Raw genomic sequence first — 15,178 nt, forward strand, 5'->3', positions numbered from 1 at the left:
TGACCAAACCAAGCCGTTTCCTAGCAATTTCCTGCCGGAACCCGCCTCCTCGCGGTGGCCCACGCCTGCTGGCACACACATGCGAATTCGTCTATATGTCTGAAATGGCCAGCATCGCATGACAACAATTCCCCCCACCGGCATTGACGCTGAGCCCGAGTCGGCTGCCCGCCAAGGTCCCGCGCATTCAGCGGAACTCGACGAGTTGATGCGCAAAGCCGGCAAGGCCAGCAATTTCCTCAAAGCGCTGTCGCACGAACACCGGCTGTTGCTGCTGTGCCTATTGGCGGAGCGGGAGCGTTCGGTGAGTGAACTGGAAAGCCTGCTGTCGATGCGACAGTCGGCGGTGTCGCAGCAGCTGGCGCGGCTGCGCTATGACGGCATGGTCGACACCAGGCGCGACGGCAAGACGATCTATTACCGCCTCGCCAATGACGACGTGCGCCGCGTCATCGCGGTGATCTACGACATCTTCTGCGGACAGACGACGCCCGACACCACGCCGTAGAAGCAGGCCGCTATGCGCCACGCCGCTCGCCGCGCAGCACCACATAGATCGCCGGAATCACCAGCACGGTCAGCAGCGTCGAGGACGCAAGACCGAACAGCAGCGAAATCGCCAGGCCCTGAAAGATCGGGTCGAGCAGGATAGTGGCGGCGCCGATCATCGCGGCGAGCGCGGTCAACAGGATCGGCTTGAAGCGCACCGCACCGGCCTGCAACACCACCTCGCGCACGGTTTTGCCCTGCCCGCCGCTGTGGCGGATGAAATCCACCAGCAGGATCGAGTTACGAACGATGATGCCGGCCAGCGCGATGAAGCCGATCATCGAGGTCGCGGTGAAGGCCGCGCCGAGCAGCCAGTGCCCGATCAAGATGCCGATCAGCGTCAACGGGATCGGCGTCAGGATCACCAGCGGCAGCTTGAAGCTGCGAAACTGCGCCACCACCAGCACGTAGATGCCGAGGATCGCCGCGCCGAACGCCGCCCCCATGTCGCGGAAGGTGACGTAAGTGATCTCCCACTCGCCGTCCCATAGTAGCGTCGGCTTGGACTCGTCGGCCGGCTGGCCATGCATGGCGATCGCGGGCTTCGGCAACGTCCCCCAATCATGCGCGTCGATCTTGTCCGCCACCGCGAACATGCCGTACAGCGGCGCCTCGAAGCGCCCCGCCAGCTCCGCCATCACCATGTCGGCGAAGCGGCCGTCGCGGCGGAACAGCATCGGCGAGCCCTGCTCCATGCTGGCCTTCACCAGCTGCCCGAGTTCGACCACGGTTTTGGCTCCGGGCAGCGTGTTGGCCGGCACCGGCGTCGACGCCAAGGCCTCGGTCCAGGCCAGATCGCGCTTCGGCAGCCGCACCGCGATCTCGATCGGGTTGCGATCCTCGCCGCGATGCGAGTAGCCGACCGAAACGCCGCCGAACAACGTGGCGATGGTGTCATAGACGTCGCGCTGCTCGACCCCGAAGAATTCCAGCCGGTCCTGATCGATCGACAGCCGCAGCCGCGGCCGCTTTTCGCCGATCGAATCGTCGATATCGACGATGAACGGCACTTCGGCGAATAGCTTCTTCATCTCCAGGGCGACGGCGCGGCGGGTGGCGGCGTCCGGCCCGTAGATTTCGGCCAGCAGCGTCGACAGCACCGGCGGCCCCGGCGGCACTTCGACGACCTTGATGCTGGTGCCGGCGGGTACGGACACCGCCTTCAGCCGCTCGCGCAGATCCAGCGCGATGGCGTGGCTGGCGCGGGCGCGATGCTCGCGGCCGGCGAGATTGACCTGCAGCTCGCCGAGCTCGGGCCGCTCGCGCAAGTAATAATGCCGCACCAAGCCGTTGAAGTTGAACGGCGCCGGCGTGCCGGCGTAGCTCTGCACCGAACTGATTTCCGGCAGTCCGCGCGCGATTTGCGCAGCGGCGAACAGCACGCGCTCGGTGGCCTCGAGGCTGGCGCCTTCCGGCAGATCGACCATCACGGCGATCTCGGATTTGTTATCGAACGGCAACAGCTTCACCGTCACCGATTTGGTGGCGAACAGCGCCATCGAGGCCAGCGTGGCCAGACCGACGCCGAGCAGAAAGATCCAGGCCGAGCGTTTGCTGGCGATGATCGGTGTGGCGATACGGCGATACAGCCGCCCCAGCCGGCCTTCGTCATGCGCGTCATGTCCGGCGACGACGGCGCCCTCGCGCGGCGCCAGCCGCAGCATCAGCCACGGCGCCACCACCATGGCGACGAAGAACGAGAACAGCATCGCCGCGGAGGCATTGGCGGGGATCGGCGCCATATAGGGACCCATCAGTCCCGACACGAACAGCATCGGCAGCAGCGCCGCGACCACGGTCAGCGTGGCGATCACCGTGGGATTGCCGACTTCGGCGACCGCTTCGATGGTCGCCTGCAGCCGCGGCCGGCCGTCTTGCATCGCCCAATGCCGCGCGATGTTTTCCACGACAACAATCGCGTCGTCGACCAAAATGCCGATCGAGAAGATCAGCGCGAACAGGCTGACGCGGTTGATGGTGTAGCCCATCAGATTGGCGGCGAACAGCGTCAGCAGAATCGTGGTCGGGATCACCACGAGGGTGACCAGCGCCTCGCGCCAACCGATCGCAAAGCCGATCAGCACTACGATCGAAATCGTGGCGATGCCGAGATGCAGCAGCAGCTCGTTGGCCTTGTCGTTGGCGGTCTCGCCATAGTCGCGCGTGACCGTGACGACGACGTCGTCCGGGATCAGCCGCGCCTTCAAGCCTTCGAGCCGCTCGGCGATCGCCTGCGACACCACCACGGCGTTGGCGCCGGCGCGCTTGGCCAGCGCCAGGCTGACCGCAGGCACACGCTGCCAATCGCCGTTGCCGTCGCGGGCCTCGCTCCACACCCGATGCTCGCTGGCATTGGGGCCGATCACCACCGAAGCTACGTCTTTGACATAGACCGGACGATCGTCGCGGGTCGAGATCAGCAACAGGCCGATATCCGGAACCCCGGATAGTGTCTGGCCGGCGGAGACGCTGCGCACCAGGCCGGCGTCGCGGACCGAACCCGCCAGAAACGAGCGGTTGGCGTCCTTCACCTTGGCGACCAGTTGCTGCAGCGTGACGCCGAACAGCGACAGCTTTTCCGGATCGGGCTCGACCCGGATCTGCTGCGCGCCGCCGCCGGAGATGTAAGTCAGCCCGATGCTGTCGACCTTCATCAGTTCCGAGCGCAGTTTGTCGGCGAGTTCGAACAGGTCCTTGTCGGTCCAGCGCGCCGCCGCCTCGGGCTTCGGCGACAACGTCAGCACGCTGACCGCGACGTCGTTGATGCCGCGGCCGACGATCAAGGGCTCGGCGATGCCGACCGGAATGCGGTCGAGATTGGCGCGGATCTTTTCGTGGACGCGCAGGATGGCGTCCTCGGATTTGGTGCCGACCAAAAACCGCGCGGTGACCATGACGCGGTCGTCTTCGGTCTGGCTGTAGACGTGCTCGATGCCGTCGATGCTCTTGACGATGGCTTCCAGCGGCTTGGTGACGAGTTCGACGGCGTCCGGCGCCCGCAGGCCGTCGGCGTTGACGCGGATGTCGACCATCGGCACGCTGATCTGCGGTTCCTCCTCGCGCGGGATCGCAGCGAGCGCGAACAGCCCGACGATCAGGGCCGCAAGCAGAAACAGCGGCGTCAGCGGCGAGCCGATGGTGGCTTGGGTGAGACGTCCCGAGAGTCCGAGCTTCACGGCTGCACCAACCGATCGCCGCGGCCGATCCCCGACAGAATCTCCAGGCCGTCGGGCAGCTCCGGGCTCGGCAGGTCGCGGCCGCGCTGCACCGGCGTGACGATGGTGCCCCCGGGTTGCTCGATCTTGACGTAGTCGATGCCGAACTTCGTGGTCACGTAGCTCGAGGGAATCACGAAGGCGGTGCGCTCGCCGCCGGCGATCCACACCCGCAGTCGGTCGCCGACGAAATACTCGCCGAGGCCGTCGACTTTGGCGTCGGCGACCACGCGGCCGTCCTCGATCTGCGGATAGATCAGATCGATGGTGCCGAACCGTGGCGCGGCCGCGCCGATCTCGCCGCCGTCGACGCGGACCTTGTCGCCGAGTCTCAGCGAGCGGGCGTGATGCTCCGGAATCCGCAGCCGCAATTTGAAATCCTGCTGCGCGATGGTCGCCACCGCGTCGCCCGGCAGCATCACCGAGCCCACCGCCACCAACTTTTTCAGCACCCGACCATCGGCCGGCGCCAGCACCTGGCCTTCGTTGAATTGCTGCTGCACCACGGCGCGCTCGGCGGTGCGGGCGCGTAGTCCGTTCTCGGCGACGTTGAGCGCGGTGCGCGCTTCGTCGAGCTTGATGCGCGGCAGCGTGCCGCGCTCCACCAGGCCCTCGACGCGATTGAAATCGATCTGCGCCTGGCTGGATTGCGCCTGCAACGCCGCGATCTGCGCGTCCAGCGCGTTCATCTGCAGCGCCAGCTTCTCGTCGCCGATCGCGGCGATGGCCTGGCCGCGGGTGACGGCGTCGCCTTCCTTGACCTTGAGCTGCACCACCGTGCCGCCGATCCGGCCGCGCGCCGGCACCACGCTGACGCTCTCCACGGTGGCGAACACCGCCTTATCGTCGGCCACCGTTCGCGCAGCTACCGTGAGCGGCTCGGCGCGGAGCATCGCCGATGGAACGAGGAGCGCGGCCAGCAGGCCGCAAGCGATGCCGCGCATGTTAGGTCTTCTTCGCTGTCTTGGTGGATTGTTTGGGCGAGGTCGCGTTCAGTGCGGGCGGGCAATACACCCGATACAGCGTGGTGAGCAGTTCACGGGCCGGCGCGCTGGCGATCGAGTAATAGATGGTCTGCGCGTCACGCCGCGCCGCCACCAGCCCGTCCTTGCGCAGCAGCGCCAGATGTTGCGATACCGTGGAGTCGCGTAGTCCCAACAGCTGGGCGAGGTCGCCGACCGAGCGTTCGCCGTCGACCAATTGGCAAATGATCAGCAGGCGGTGCCGATTGGACAGCGCCTTCAACAATTCGCTGGCCTGGTCGGCGGCTTGTTCCATCGCGTCGATATTCATTTTCATAGTTGCGTATATACGCATATACGAATATGAAGTCAACCATCGGGCGCGGTTGCTCGCTGATCCCGCCCACAGCTTGAAAGGACGACGCGATGAATATCGATCAGGCGGTGCTCGGCTTCGCCGGCGGCGTGGTGTTGACCAGCCTGCTGCTCGGCTGGCTGGTCAATCCGTATTGGCTGCTGCTGGCCGGCTTTGCCGGAGCCAACATGATCCAGGCGGCGATCACCGGGTTCTGCCCGGCTGCGATCGCGTTCAGGAAGCTTGGATTGCGCAGCGGCGCCGCGTTTTCGTAACCGGCGCCGCCGCCGACGGCCTCAGCCGCCGCAATTGCAGTCGCAACCGCCTTCTTCGGCGCCGTGGACGTGCGGCGCTGGCGCGGCGAGCGTTCCGGCAAGAAACTGCGCGACCGCGGCGGCCGGGTCGGTTTCCGCAGTGGCGACGGTCTGCACGCCGCGCGCCGCCATCCGGCTGACGAAACCGGCGCCGGCGCTGCCGGCGATCACCACACCGACGGCATCGAGCGGATGCGCGCCATCGCCCTGGAATTCGTGGATCGAAAGCTCTTTCGGAAGATCGAGCCGGTCGACCTCATAGGGCGGCTGGCCCGGCGCGGCGTTGTACACCAGGAAGCGGCGGCTCTTGCCGGCGTGGCCGGTGACGGTGCGGAAATTCTGACTGGCGACGGCGATCAGCATGTAAGGGACTTTCTCAAGCACAACGGAGTTGCGGCGCGCGGCGTCACGCGCCGGCGCGGCTTGGCCGCGACGGGGTCAATGTCGTGAAAGCAGCGAGCTATCAGATCAGCCGGTGGTGCCGATCCGGATCTTGCTGTCGGAAAGAAACTCATACGGCACCAGCGCGAGATTGAGCGGCGCCGGCCCCAGCCGGGCACGACCGGACGAGTCGTATTGCGAGCCGTGGCACTGGCAGAACCAGCCGTCGTAATTGCCCTGGTGCTCGGTCGGGATGCAGCCGAGATGGGTGCAGATCGCCGACACCACCAGCCATTGCTCGTGGCCGGGCTTGACCCGCGCGGAGTCCGGCTGCGGATCGCGGAAGCTTTGCCAATCGGCGGTCTGCGCCGATTCGATCTCGTGCGGGGTGCGGTGGCTGATGAAGATCGGCTGGCCGCGCCAGAACACCTTGATCACCTGGCCTGCCGCCATCGGTGCCAAATCCACCTCGAGCGGAAAGCCGGCCGCAACGGTGGAGGCGTCGGGGTTGAGCTGAACAACCAGCGGCCAGACCGCGGCGACGGCGCCGACAGCCGCGACAGCGCCGGTCGCGATGTAAAGCACGTCGCGCCGGGTCGGTTGCTCCGGAAGAAGTGTTGCGGTGGTCATCGGGGTCTCCTGCTTGGCTTGGTTGCGCCGTCCTCGAGGAGGGCGCGGTTGGGTCCGAAAAATCTCATGGTGGTGACGGCGCGCTCACAGTCTGCGTAGCTCTCCTGCCGCCCGCGCCAGCATCGCGACCAGTTCCGCCTCGGCCTCGGGATCCTTGGCAAGCTGCTTACCGGTGACGTCGCGCAGATTGTCGAGCGCCGCGCGCACCAAGGGCGGCAGTTCGCTGGCCTCGCCATTGCCGCGGCCGGCGTCCTCGCTGCGCGGACGCAACGCGGCGGCGCGCTCCCCGACCGCTGCCAACCGGTCGAACACCGCGTCGGCGACGGCGCGGTTGTCGGCGAGATAGCCGGCCCCCTCTTCGGTGATGACGTAGAGCTTCTTGGCGCCTTCCGGCTGCGATGTCAGGTGGCCGACTTCTTCCAGAAAGGTCAGCGTCGGATAGACCACGCCGGGACTCGGCGCGTACCAGCCGGCGGTCTTTTCCTCGATGACTTTGATGATGTCGTAGCCGTGGCGGGGTTGCTCGGCGATCAGCGCCAGCGCGATCACCTTGAGATCGCCCTGCCCCAGCATGCGGCCGACCCGGATCGTTTCGCCGCCGGCGCCGCGCCCGCCGCGGCGTCGACACCCCATTCCGCCGCAGCGTCGGCCAATGCCGTCATTGTCGTCCATCTGGGTCGTCCACCTGGCGCCTAAAAGATATATCTTTTATTATAAGCAGTTATCGGCGATGTAAAGATATATCTTTTATGCAATCGACGCGGGCATCCGCCTGCAGCGCGCGACCGGGCGGCAGTCGTTTGATTCAGATCAAGGTGCGCACCGCCGATCCGGATTCATCTGAAAATATTCGAATGTATGTAACTCCACCATGTCCGAATGCCGGCCGTGCGACCGCCGGCCTGGAGCAAGTGGTCCCATCAACGCTGCGCCGGCTGCGCCCGATGCCGACGAAGGTGAGGCATCCCGACTGCAAGCAGGTCGGGCAACAGGAGAACGACGATGATCAAGGTTGCGATTGTGGTGTGGATCGTGGTCGGCGCGTCATTGGCTGGTTGCGCCATGGTCGCGGTCTTGGCCGTGCCGAGCCTCGCTCAAGACGCGATGCAGATGATTCCCCGCGCCGTCCTCGCCGGTTTCCTGGTGGCGATGCCGATCTCGTTTCTGATCGCCCGCAAAATCGCCCGGCCGTCTGCCAGATAAAATCTCATCTGTTCGCAGCCGCTCGGGCACCCCGGGCGGCACCGTGGCAGTTCAGCGGGGCCATCTCTTTGCCGTCCTAACCGGCCACGGCGCGGGCCAATAATTTCGGGCTCATTCCGGTGTGGCGCTGGCAGAGCGCGACAAAGCTGCTGATACTATCATAGCCCAGCGCAAAGGCCGTCTCGGTTACGGATTTTCCCGCCGCCAGCATATCGATCCCGTGCATCAGTCGCGCAATCTGGCGCCACTCTCCGATCGACAGTCCAGTATCGAGCTTGAAATTTCGCGTGAAGCTGCGCCGCGACATGCCGGCCTCAGCTGCAAACACGTCGAGGTCGCTTTGGTCATTCGGAGAGCCGAGCAATTTTTCCGCCGTCCTGCTAAGTCGGGCATCTTGCGGCATCGGAAGTAAGATCGGCGTGCTTCTCGCCCGTTCGATCTCGTCGCAGAGAACGCCCAACAAGCGCTTCTCCGGTTCGGTCAGGACCTTCGCTGTCCTGTCGGGTGCGGTGAGGCGATCGATGACGGCAAGGATCAGAGCCGTGTTTCGCATCACGCAGGAGTCGCGAGGCAAAACTCCGCATAGCTCTGGGGCAAGGTAGATACGAACGCCTTGGGTGCTGTCGGTGTCGGCTCCATGCTCGGTAAAAGGCGGAACCCAACACAGATGGCCGGCAGGAATTAGCCAGCGGCCGTTGGGTGATTGCGCCTTCAGGTATCCGGCGCGAAGCAGGAAAAGCTCACCATGCGGATGCTGATGGAGCCCGCGGGTGAACACATCCAGCGTTTTCGTCAACGCGCTCCGCATTGCTGCGCCGTCGAGTCCGTCGATCAGGGGGGCGTCGGAGGGCGCCCCCAGCCTCGGAGTTTGGCCCAAAACCATCTAACTTTGACCTATTTCGATGCGCGGACACTAGGCCTTCTGGAGAGGATCCGACAGGATTTTCCGGGAGATCACCCTGTTCAACATCGTCCGCCTCCCCCTTCGAACCACTGCCCGGTTGCTCGCCATCGGATTCGCCTTGTCGGTCGCAGGTTGCGCCGGGATCCACGTGGGACCGGTTGCAAGCCAAGCTCCAGACCCCTCGCTTCGACCGCCACGAACAATCGCCGTGATCGTCGAAAACGAAAGTTCGCCGCCAAAGAAGCCATCGCGGCGCGAGAAGCAGCTTGCCGATGCTCAAATGGCTTCGGCGGTGCTTTCCGAAAGCCTTCCGAAGCTCCTGGCATCTCGCCGGCTCATCGTCGTCGCCGGTGGCCAACCGTCCGACTTGACCCTGCGGTGCCGCATTCTCGACGCTCGCAGCGGCAGCAAAGCGCTCCGTGTGTTTGTCGGCTACGGCGCCGGCAAAGCGGTGCTGAGGGTCGCAGTGTCCCTGAATGACCCGAGGATGCCGGACAGACCGCCTCTTCTCGATTTCGAGACCGAAGCCTCCTCGGGCAGCATGCCGGGAGGGGCGACCAACGCGGTCGCGCTTGCAGGGGTCGGTTTAAACTTGTTGAAGCAAGACGGCCTACCGGATGAGATTGAGCAGACGACCAAAACTATCGATGAGCGTCTTGGTCAGTATTTCCTGGCGCAGAATTGGCCCTACCCGAAGCCAAGTTTGCCGGCCACGACATCCTCGGATCGGTGATTAAACCGCGACCGGTCGGGGGTCGTTTTCACAAGCGGATGCGCTGGACATTTGGCGCGCCACAGGACCGTTTCGCAGGGTCTCATTGAGAGCACCTACCGAAGAAACGTCGCAGCACGATCACAGGATCGCAAACGGCCGATCCCGGCTCCCCCCACCGTTTAGCTAAATAGCCGTTCTTAAAGGGGGAATTTGGTGGGCGCACCAGGGCTCGAACCTGGGACCCGATGATTAAGAGTCATCTGCTCTACCAACTGAGCTATGCGCCCGGACCAAGTCCGGAAGTCCTCTGCAGGACGGCGTCCGTTTAACAAAGCGAATCCCGGATGTCCAGCGAGCCCGCGGATTTTTCCCGCCATTGTCAAAAAAATGAAACGAAAAGCCGCCGGCGCCCGGCGGCTTCGTTGATCGCAGCGAGCAAGGGCCGCAATGCAGCGGCCAAACCGGTCGTTACAGCCGATCCGGCCCCAGATCGCGGCCCGGTCCGCGGTCGTCCTGCTGGCGATAGCCACGCTCGCCGCGATCGCCGTCGCGGTGATGCCGCCAATGGCCGCCGCCGAATCGGCCGCCGTCATGGGTCAACACCGCGAGACGGCGCTTCTGGCCGTCGTCCAGCGTCTTGTAGAGCGGATCGGCGGCATCGGCGATCTTCTTCAGCGCGGCGGCCGTATCGGCCATCGCTCCGGCGCGGTCGCGCAACCGGGTCACCGGATCGAGCTTCGGCGCGTCGTCGTCCCGCATGGCTTTCATCCGAGCATTGGCGCGGTCGATCCTGAGCTTGGAAAATTCCTTCACCGCGGCTTCCACCGGCGGCCAGAGCGCTTCCTGGTCCGGCGTCAGTTTCAGTCCGGCCTTCACCGCGGCGATCTTGGCATCGGCGAACGCCGCGCGGTCTTCCGGGTTCATCCGGGTCTGATGATGATCGAACCACGGACGATGCTGCGCATAGACCGCGGTGGATCCGGCGAGCACCAGCACGGCGGCACCGGCCAACAGAGCTTTCTTCATGGCAACCTCCTTCAAAGGTGGCCTGAAGATGCGCGTAGCGCCCTGCCCGATCAACTTACGGTTTGGACACAAATGCCTCTGTTACCAAGATGTAATCCGGCCGCACCGATGTTGCGAACAACTATCACAACATGCCGAGCGTGCGCGGCAGCCACAGCGACAGCTCCGGGATGTAGGTGACGAGACCGAGGAACGCGATCATCGTCAACAGCCACGGCATCACCGCGATGGTCAGCTCGGTGATTCCCATCTTGGCGATACCCGAGGCGACGTAGAGATTGAGCCCGACCGGCGGGTGACACATCCCGACCTCCATGTTCACCACCATCAGGATGCCGAGATGCACCGGATGGATGCCGAGCTTGACCGCCACCGGGAACAGGATCGGCGCCATGATCAGCACGATCGAGGTCGCCTCCATCACGTTGCCGGCCAACAACAGCAGCAGATTGACCACCAACAGGAAGATCACCCAATTGATGCCGGCGCTCGACATCCAATTGGCGATCTGCTGCGGGATGTTTTCGTTGGCCATCAGGAACGAGAACAGCACCGCATTGGTGATGATGTAGAGGATCATCGCGCTCATATTGGCGGAGCCGAGCAGCACCTTCGGCACGTCCGAAAGCCGCAGGTCGCGATAGACGAACACCGCGATCACGAAGGCGTAGACCGCGCTCATCGCCGCGGCTTCGGTCGGCGTGAACCAGCCGGCGTAGATGCCGCCGAGCACGATCAGGATCAGCAACAGGCCCCAGACGCATTTGCGGAACGCCTGCCAGCGCTCCAGCCAGCTCGCGCGCGGCATCCGCGGATAGTCGTTCTTCCAGGCGCGATAGAACGTGGTGAGGCCGAGCAACGAGGCCAGCATGATGCCGGGAATCACGCCGGCGATGAACAATTGCCCGACCGAGGCCGAGGACACCCGCATGCCGTTCGGATCCAGCGCGACGCTGCCACCGGTCGCCACCGCATAGACCACCATCACGATCGAGGGCGGAATCAGGATGCCGAGCGCGCCGGAGGTGGTGATGACGCCGGCGCCGAACCGCTTCGGAAAGCCCTGCTTGACCATCGCCGGCAGCATGATCGAGCCGATCGCGATCACGGTGGCCGGCGACGAGCCCGACACCGCGGCGAACAGCGCGCACGCCATCACCCCGGCGAGCCCGAGCCCGCCGTACCAGTGCCCGACCATCGAGGTGGCGAAATTGATCATGCGGCGGGCGACGCCGCCGTGGGTGAGGAAATTGCCGGCGAGAATGAAGAACGGGATCGCCATGATCTCGAAATTCTCGATGCCGGTGAACAGCTTCAGCGCCACCGACTCGATCGGCACGGTGGTCATCAGGAAGATGAAGGACAACACCGTGAGGCCGAGCGCGATCGAGATCGGCATCCCGGTCAGCATCAGCGCGATCAGCAGCACGAAGATCATGGCGCTGCTCATCGGATCACCTCCCGGCCGCCGGTGGCTGGGATTTCCGCCTCGATGCCCTCGACATAGGCGTGGTCATGATGCGGCAGCTCGCCGCCGCGTCCGAACGTCCACGCCACCTGCAGGAAGCGGAAGCACATCAGATAGGAGCCGAGCGGAATGCACAGGTAGACGATCCAGCTCGGCAGCTCCATGTCGGGGGTGACCTGGTCGGTCTGCATCAGCCCATAGACGAATTTCGCCCCCATGGTGCCGATCACCGCGGTGAACAGCGCGCCGCAGAACAACCCGAACAGGATGGTGCCCTTGCGCCAGCGCGGATCGAGCTGGTTGACCAGCACGTCGACGCCGACATGGATGCCGGTGCGCACGCCGTAAGCCGCGCCGAACTTCGCCATCCACACGAACATGTAGATGCACAGTTCCTGAGCCCAGGACATGTTGATCGGGAACAACAGCGGATAGAACAGCGGAATGCCGACCAGGTAGCGGTGCAGCACCGCGAAAAAGATGATCACCGTGGCGGCGCCGATCAAAAACGTGATCAGGATTTCCTCAAGCCGATCGAGGATGCGAAGCAGCATCATTCCTCCAGTGTGACCACGATATTCATGCTGCGGGACGGTCTATGCCGTCCGCACGATGTCAGCACAAGATAACAGCCGACGCCCGCGCCTGAGCACGGGCGTCGGCTCAGTCGCCGATTGTTAATTGGTGGCCTTGGTTTCCTTCAGGAACTCTTCGATCAGCGGCTTGCCGACTCGGTTGGCGACGTCGCCGTAGACCGACTCCATCGCCTTGCGCATCGCGGCGTCCTGCTCCGGCGTCAACTTGACGAGTTCGGTCTTGCCGGACTTCTGCATCTCGGCCAACGCGTCTTCGTTCTCCTTGGCGGACAGGCTGTTGCCGTAGGCCGAGGCCTCTTTCATCGCCTTGTCGAGTTCGGTGCGCAGGTTGGCCGGCAAGTCATCCCAGAACTTCTTGTTCACGATCACCACGTAGCCGAGATAGCCGTGATTGGTGAGCGTGGTGAACTTCTGCACCTCGTGCATTTTCTGGGTGTACATGTTGGAGGGCGTATTTTCCTGGCCGTCGACCACGCCGGTCTGCAGCGCCTGATAGACTTCGGAGAACGCCATCACCTGCGGGATCGCGCCGAGCGCGCGGAACTGGGCGTCGAGCACCTTGGAGGACTGGATGCGGAATTTCAGCCCCTTGTAGTCCGCCGGCGCCACCAATTTCTTGTTAGCACTCATGATCTTGAAGCCGTTGTCCCAATAGGCCAGCCCGGTCATGCCCTTGCCATCGAGCAGCTTCAACAGCTTGGTGCCGAGCGGGCCGTCGGTGACTTTGCGCAGCGTCGGCAGATCGGACAGGATATAGGGCAGATCGAACACTTCGAATTCGCGCACGCCGATCGGGCCGAACTTGGAATTCGACGGCGCCAGCATCTGCACCGCGCCGAGTTGCAAGGCTTCGAGCTCTTCCTTGTCCTTGTAGAGCTGCGAGTTCGGGTAGACCTCGACCTTGACCTTGCCGGCGGTGTACTTCTCGGCGAGTTCTTTGAATTTTTCGGCGGCCAGACCCTTCGGGGTGTTCGGCGCCACCACGTGGCTGAACTTGATGACGATCGGCGACTGTGCCGCAGCCGGCCCAACAACAGCGAACATCGCGGCCGACGCCGCGGCCAAAATCAATTTGCGCATTTGACCTCCCAGATTTCCTCAGACCGACCGGTAACCGGTTCCAGCCTCACTGCATCACTTCAATACAGATACTTACATGCAATGGCTATTGCCCGTTAGCAGGGAGCGCCGAGGTGAGTGTGCTGCAGCGCAATAAAAAACGCGGCGCTTTGCAGCGCCGCGTGCGATGGTGATGACGCCGTCGCGTCGTTTGGTCGCAATCAGCTCGCAGCGGCTTCCGGCACCGGCAGGTCGCGCTCGCGCTTCATCACGATCTTGTTCAACGCACTGAGATAGGCCTTCGCCGAGGCCACCAGCGTATCCGGATCGGCGGCACGCGCGGTCATCGAGCGGCCTTCATGCGCCAGCCGCACCGAGACCTCGGCCTGCGCATCGGTGCCCTGGGTCACGGCGTGGACCTGATACAGCTCCAGCTTGGCGACATGCGGCACCAGCGCCTTGATGCAGTTGAACACCGCATCGACCGGGCCGTTGCCTTCGGCTTCTTCGATCCGGGTCTGGCCCTCGACGTCCAGCTTCATGGTGGCGCGCTGCGGGCCATGGGTCCCGGCGATCACCGTCAACGACAGCAATTTGATGCGATCGTGCGACTGCGCGATTTCCTGATCGACCAGCGCCTCGATGTCCTCGTCGTAGATTTCCTTCTTGCGGTCGGCCAACGCCTTGAAGCGCACGAAGGCGTCTTCCAGCTGGTTCTGGCCCAGCTTGTAGCCCATCTCTTCCAGCTTGTGGACGAAGGCGTGACGGCCGGAATGCTTGCCCATCACCAGCGAGGTTTGCTTCACGCCGACGGACTCCGGCCGCATGATCTCGTAGGTCTCGGCGTTCTTCAGCATGCCGTCCTGGTGGATGCCGCTCTCATGCGCGAAGGCGTTACGGCCGACGATCGCCTTGTTGTACTGCACCGGGAACGAGGTCGCCGCCGAGACCACCTTGGAGGCGCGGGTCAGCATCGTGGTGTCGATCTTGTTCCAGAACGGCAATTTGTCGTTGCGCACCCGCATCGCCATCACGACTTCTTCCAGCGCGGTATTGCCGGCGCGCTCGCCGATGCCGTTGACGGTGCATTCGATCTGCCTTGCGCCGCCGCGGATGCCGGCCAACGAATTGGCCACCGCCATGCCCAGATCGTCATGGCAGTGCACCGAGAAGATCGCCTTGTCGGAATTCGGCACGTTTTCCCGAACCCGCTTGAACAGGTCGAAGTATTCCTCCGGCACCGAATAGCCGACGGTGTCGGGAATGTTGATGGTGGTGGCGCCGGCCTTGATCGCCGCCTCGACGCATTTGCACAGGAAGTCGAACTCGGTGCGGGTGCCGTCCTCAGATGACCATTCGACGTTGTCGGTGTGGTTGCGGGCACGGGTCACCGCCGAGATCACCAGCTGATAGACCTGCTCGGCGTCCATCTGCAGCTTGTACTTCATGTGCACCGGCGAGGTGGACAGGAAGGTGTGGATGCGGCCCTGCTTGGCCGGGCGGATCGCCTCGGCGCAGCGGTCAATGTCCTTGGCGCCGGCGCGGGACAAGCCGCAGATCACCGCGTTCTTGGCGCGCTTGGCGATCTCATGCACCGCCGCGAAGTCGCCGTCGGAGGCGATCGGGAAGCCGGCCTCGATGACGTCGACGCCCATGGCGTCCAGCAGGCTGGCGACTTCCAGCTTCTCCTCGAAGGTCATGGTGGCGCCGGGGCATTGCTCGCCGTCGCGCAGGGTGGTGTCGAAAATGATGACGCGGTCCTTGTCGGACGGGGTGGTGGCGGTCATGGGAATATTCCTTG

The 15,178-nt window shown here is 64.1% G+C and carries 16 protein-coding genes and 1 tRNA gene; 4 read left to right on the forward strand and 13 right to left on the reverse strand.

Annotated features, from left to right (window positions below; all coding sequences use genetic code 11):
- Positions 1 to 118: 118 nt before the first annotated feature.
- The gene (locus RPC_RS16160; RefSeq protein ID WP_011473651.1) at positions 119 to 508 is read left to right on the forward strand and encodes a metalloregulator ArsR/SmtB family transcription factor; all 390 of its coding nucleotides are present in this window, start codon (positions 119 to 121) and stop codon (positions 506 to 508) included.
- A gap of 10 nt (positions 509 to 518) precedes the next feature.
- Here RPC_RS16160 and RPC_RS16165 read toward each other — a convergent pair whose 3' ends face one another.
- From RPC_RS16165 to RPC_RS16175, 3 genes are read right to left on the reverse strand one after another with little or no spacing between them, the layout of a single operon-like run.
- Positions 519 to 3,725, reverse strand: a complete 3,207-nt coding sequence (locus RPC_RS16165) for an efflux RND transporter permease subunit (RefSeq protein ID WP_011473652.1) — start codon at positions 3,723 to 3,725, stop codon at positions 519 to 521.
- Complete coding sequence (locus RPC_RS16170; RefSeq protein WP_011473653.1) at positions 3,722 to 4,708, reverse strand: efflux RND transporter periplasmic adaptor subunit; 987 nt, start codon at positions 4,706 to 4,708, stop codon at positions 3,722 to 3,724. The genes RPC_RS16165 and RPC_RS16170 overlap by 4 nt, the downstream gene beginning before the upstream one ends.
- A gap of 1 nt (position 4,709) precedes the next feature.
- A complete protein-coding gene (locus tag RPC_RS16175) occupies positions 4,710 to 5,063 on the reverse strand; it encodes an ArsR/SmtB family transcription factor (protein ID WP_041801938.1) in 354 nt (117 codons plus the stop codon).
- 89 nt (positions 5,064 to 5,152) lie between these two features.
- On the opposite strand from RPC_RS16175, the gene RPC_RS16180 reads away from it, so the two are divergent.
- Positions 5,153 to 5,356, forward strand: a complete 204-nt coding sequence (locus RPC_RS16180) for a YgaP family membrane protein (RefSeq protein ID WP_011473655.1) — start codon at positions 5,153 to 5,155, stop codon at positions 5,354 to 5,356.
- Positions 5,357 to 5,377: 21 nt separating this feature from the next.
- On the opposite strand, the gene RPC_RS16185 is transcribed toward RPC_RS16180, so the two are convergent.
- From RPC_RS16185 to RPC_RS16195, 3 genes are all read right to left on the reverse strand, one after another.
- Positions 5,378 to 5,758, reverse strand: coding sequence for a NifB/NifX family molybdenum-iron cluster-binding protein (locus RPC_RS16185; RefSeq protein WP_041801940.1), 381 nt, complete (start codon positions 5,756 to 5,758; stop codon positions 5,378 to 5,380).
- Positions 5,759 to 5,863: 105 nt separating this feature from the next.
- Positions 5,864 to 6,406 carry a ubiquinol-cytochrome c reductase iron-sulfur subunit gene (gene petA / locus RPC_RS16190; RefSeq protein ID WP_011473657.1) on the reverse strand — a complete coding sequence of 181 codons (543 nt, stop codon included), beginning with the start codon at positions 6,404 to 6,406 and terminating at the stop codon, positions 5,864 to 5,866.
- Between the two features lie 84 nt (positions 6,407 to 6,490).
- Complete coding sequence (locus RPC_RS16195) at positions 6,491 to 7,078, reverse strand: PadR family transcriptional regulator (RefSeq protein WP_011473658.1); 588 nt, start codon at positions 7,076 to 7,078, stop codon at positions 6,491 to 6,493.
- A gap of 330 nt (positions 7,079 to 7,408) precedes the next feature.
- Here RPC_RS16195 and RPC_RS16200 point away from each other — a divergent pair, with 330 nt between their 5' ends.
- Positions 7,409 to 7,609, forward strand: coding sequence for a hypothetical protein (locus RPC_RS16200; RefSeq protein ID WP_011473659.1), 201 nt, complete (start codon positions 7,409 to 7,411; stop codon positions 7,607 to 7,609).
- Positions 7,610 to 7,685: 76 nt separating this feature from the next.
- Here RPC_RS16200 and RPC_RS16205 read toward each other — a convergent pair whose 3' ends face one another.
- Positions 7,686 to 8,405, reverse strand: coding sequence for a helix-turn-helix domain-containing protein (locus tag RPC_RS16205; RefSeq protein WP_041802945.1), 720 nt, complete (start codon positions 8,403 to 8,405; stop codon positions 7,686 to 7,688).
- A gap of 316 nt (positions 8,406 to 8,721) precedes the next feature.
- On the opposite strand from RPC_RS16205, the gene RPC_RS16210 reads away from it, so the two are divergent.
- Positions 8,722 to 9,246, forward strand: a complete 525-nt coding sequence (locus RPC_RS16210) for a DUF4410 domain-containing protein (RefSeq protein WP_167532080.1) — start codon at positions 8,722 to 8,724, stop codon at positions 9,244 to 9,246.
- A 193-nt stretch (positions 9,247 to 9,439) separates the two neighbouring features.
- On the opposite strand, the gene RPC_RS16215 is transcribed toward RPC_RS16210, so the two are convergent.
- From RPC_RS16215 to RPC_RS16240, 6 genes are all read right to left on the reverse strand, one after another.
- Positions 9,440 to 9,515: transfer RNA gene (locus RPC_RS16215), tRNA-Lys, on the reverse strand.
- A 181-nt stretch (positions 9,516 to 9,696) separates the two neighbouring features.
- Positions 9,697 to 10,254: a Spy/CpxP family protein refolding chaperone gene (locus tag RPC_RS16220; protein ID WP_011473662.1), complete on the reverse strand. Its 558-nt coding sequence runs from the start codon at positions 10,252 to 10,254 to the stop codon at positions 9,697 to 9,699.
- A gap of 124 nt (positions 10,255 to 10,378) precedes the next feature.
- Entirely contained in the window at positions 10,379 to 11,704 is a 1,326-nt protein-coding gene (locus tag RPC_RS16225) for a TRAP transporter large permease (RefSeq protein ID WP_011473663.1), read from the reverse strand.
- On the reverse strand, positions 11,701 to 12,276 hold the full coding sequence (locus tag RPC_RS16230) for a TRAP transporter small permease (RefSeq protein ID WP_011473664.1): 576 nt from the start codon (positions 12,274 to 12,276) through the stop codon (positions 11,701 to 11,703). Before RPC_RS16230 ends, RPC_RS16225 begins: the two co-directional genes overlap by 4 nt.
- A gap of 123 nt (positions 12,277 to 12,399) precedes the next feature.
- Positions 12,400 to 13,398, reverse strand: a complete 999-nt coding sequence (locus RPC_RS16235) for a TRAP transporter substrate-binding protein (protein ID WP_011473665.1) — start codon at positions 13,396 to 13,398, stop codon at positions 12,400 to 12,402.
- A 200-nt stretch (positions 13,399 to 13,598) separates the two neighbouring features.
- On the reverse strand, positions 13,599 to 15,164 hold the full coding sequence (locus tag RPC_RS16240) for a 2-isopropylmalate synthase (protein WP_011473666.1): 1,566 nt from the start codon (positions 15,162 to 15,164) through the stop codon (positions 13,599 to 13,601).
- Between the last annotated feature and the right edge of the window lie 14 nt (positions 15,165 to 15,178).

The sequence above is a fragment of the Rhodopseudomonas palustris BisB18 genome, assembly GCF_000013745.1.
GTDB lineage: Bacteria > Pseudomonadota > Alphaproteobacteria > Rhizobiales > Xanthobacteraceae > Rhodopseudomonas_A > Rhodopseudomonas_A palustris_F.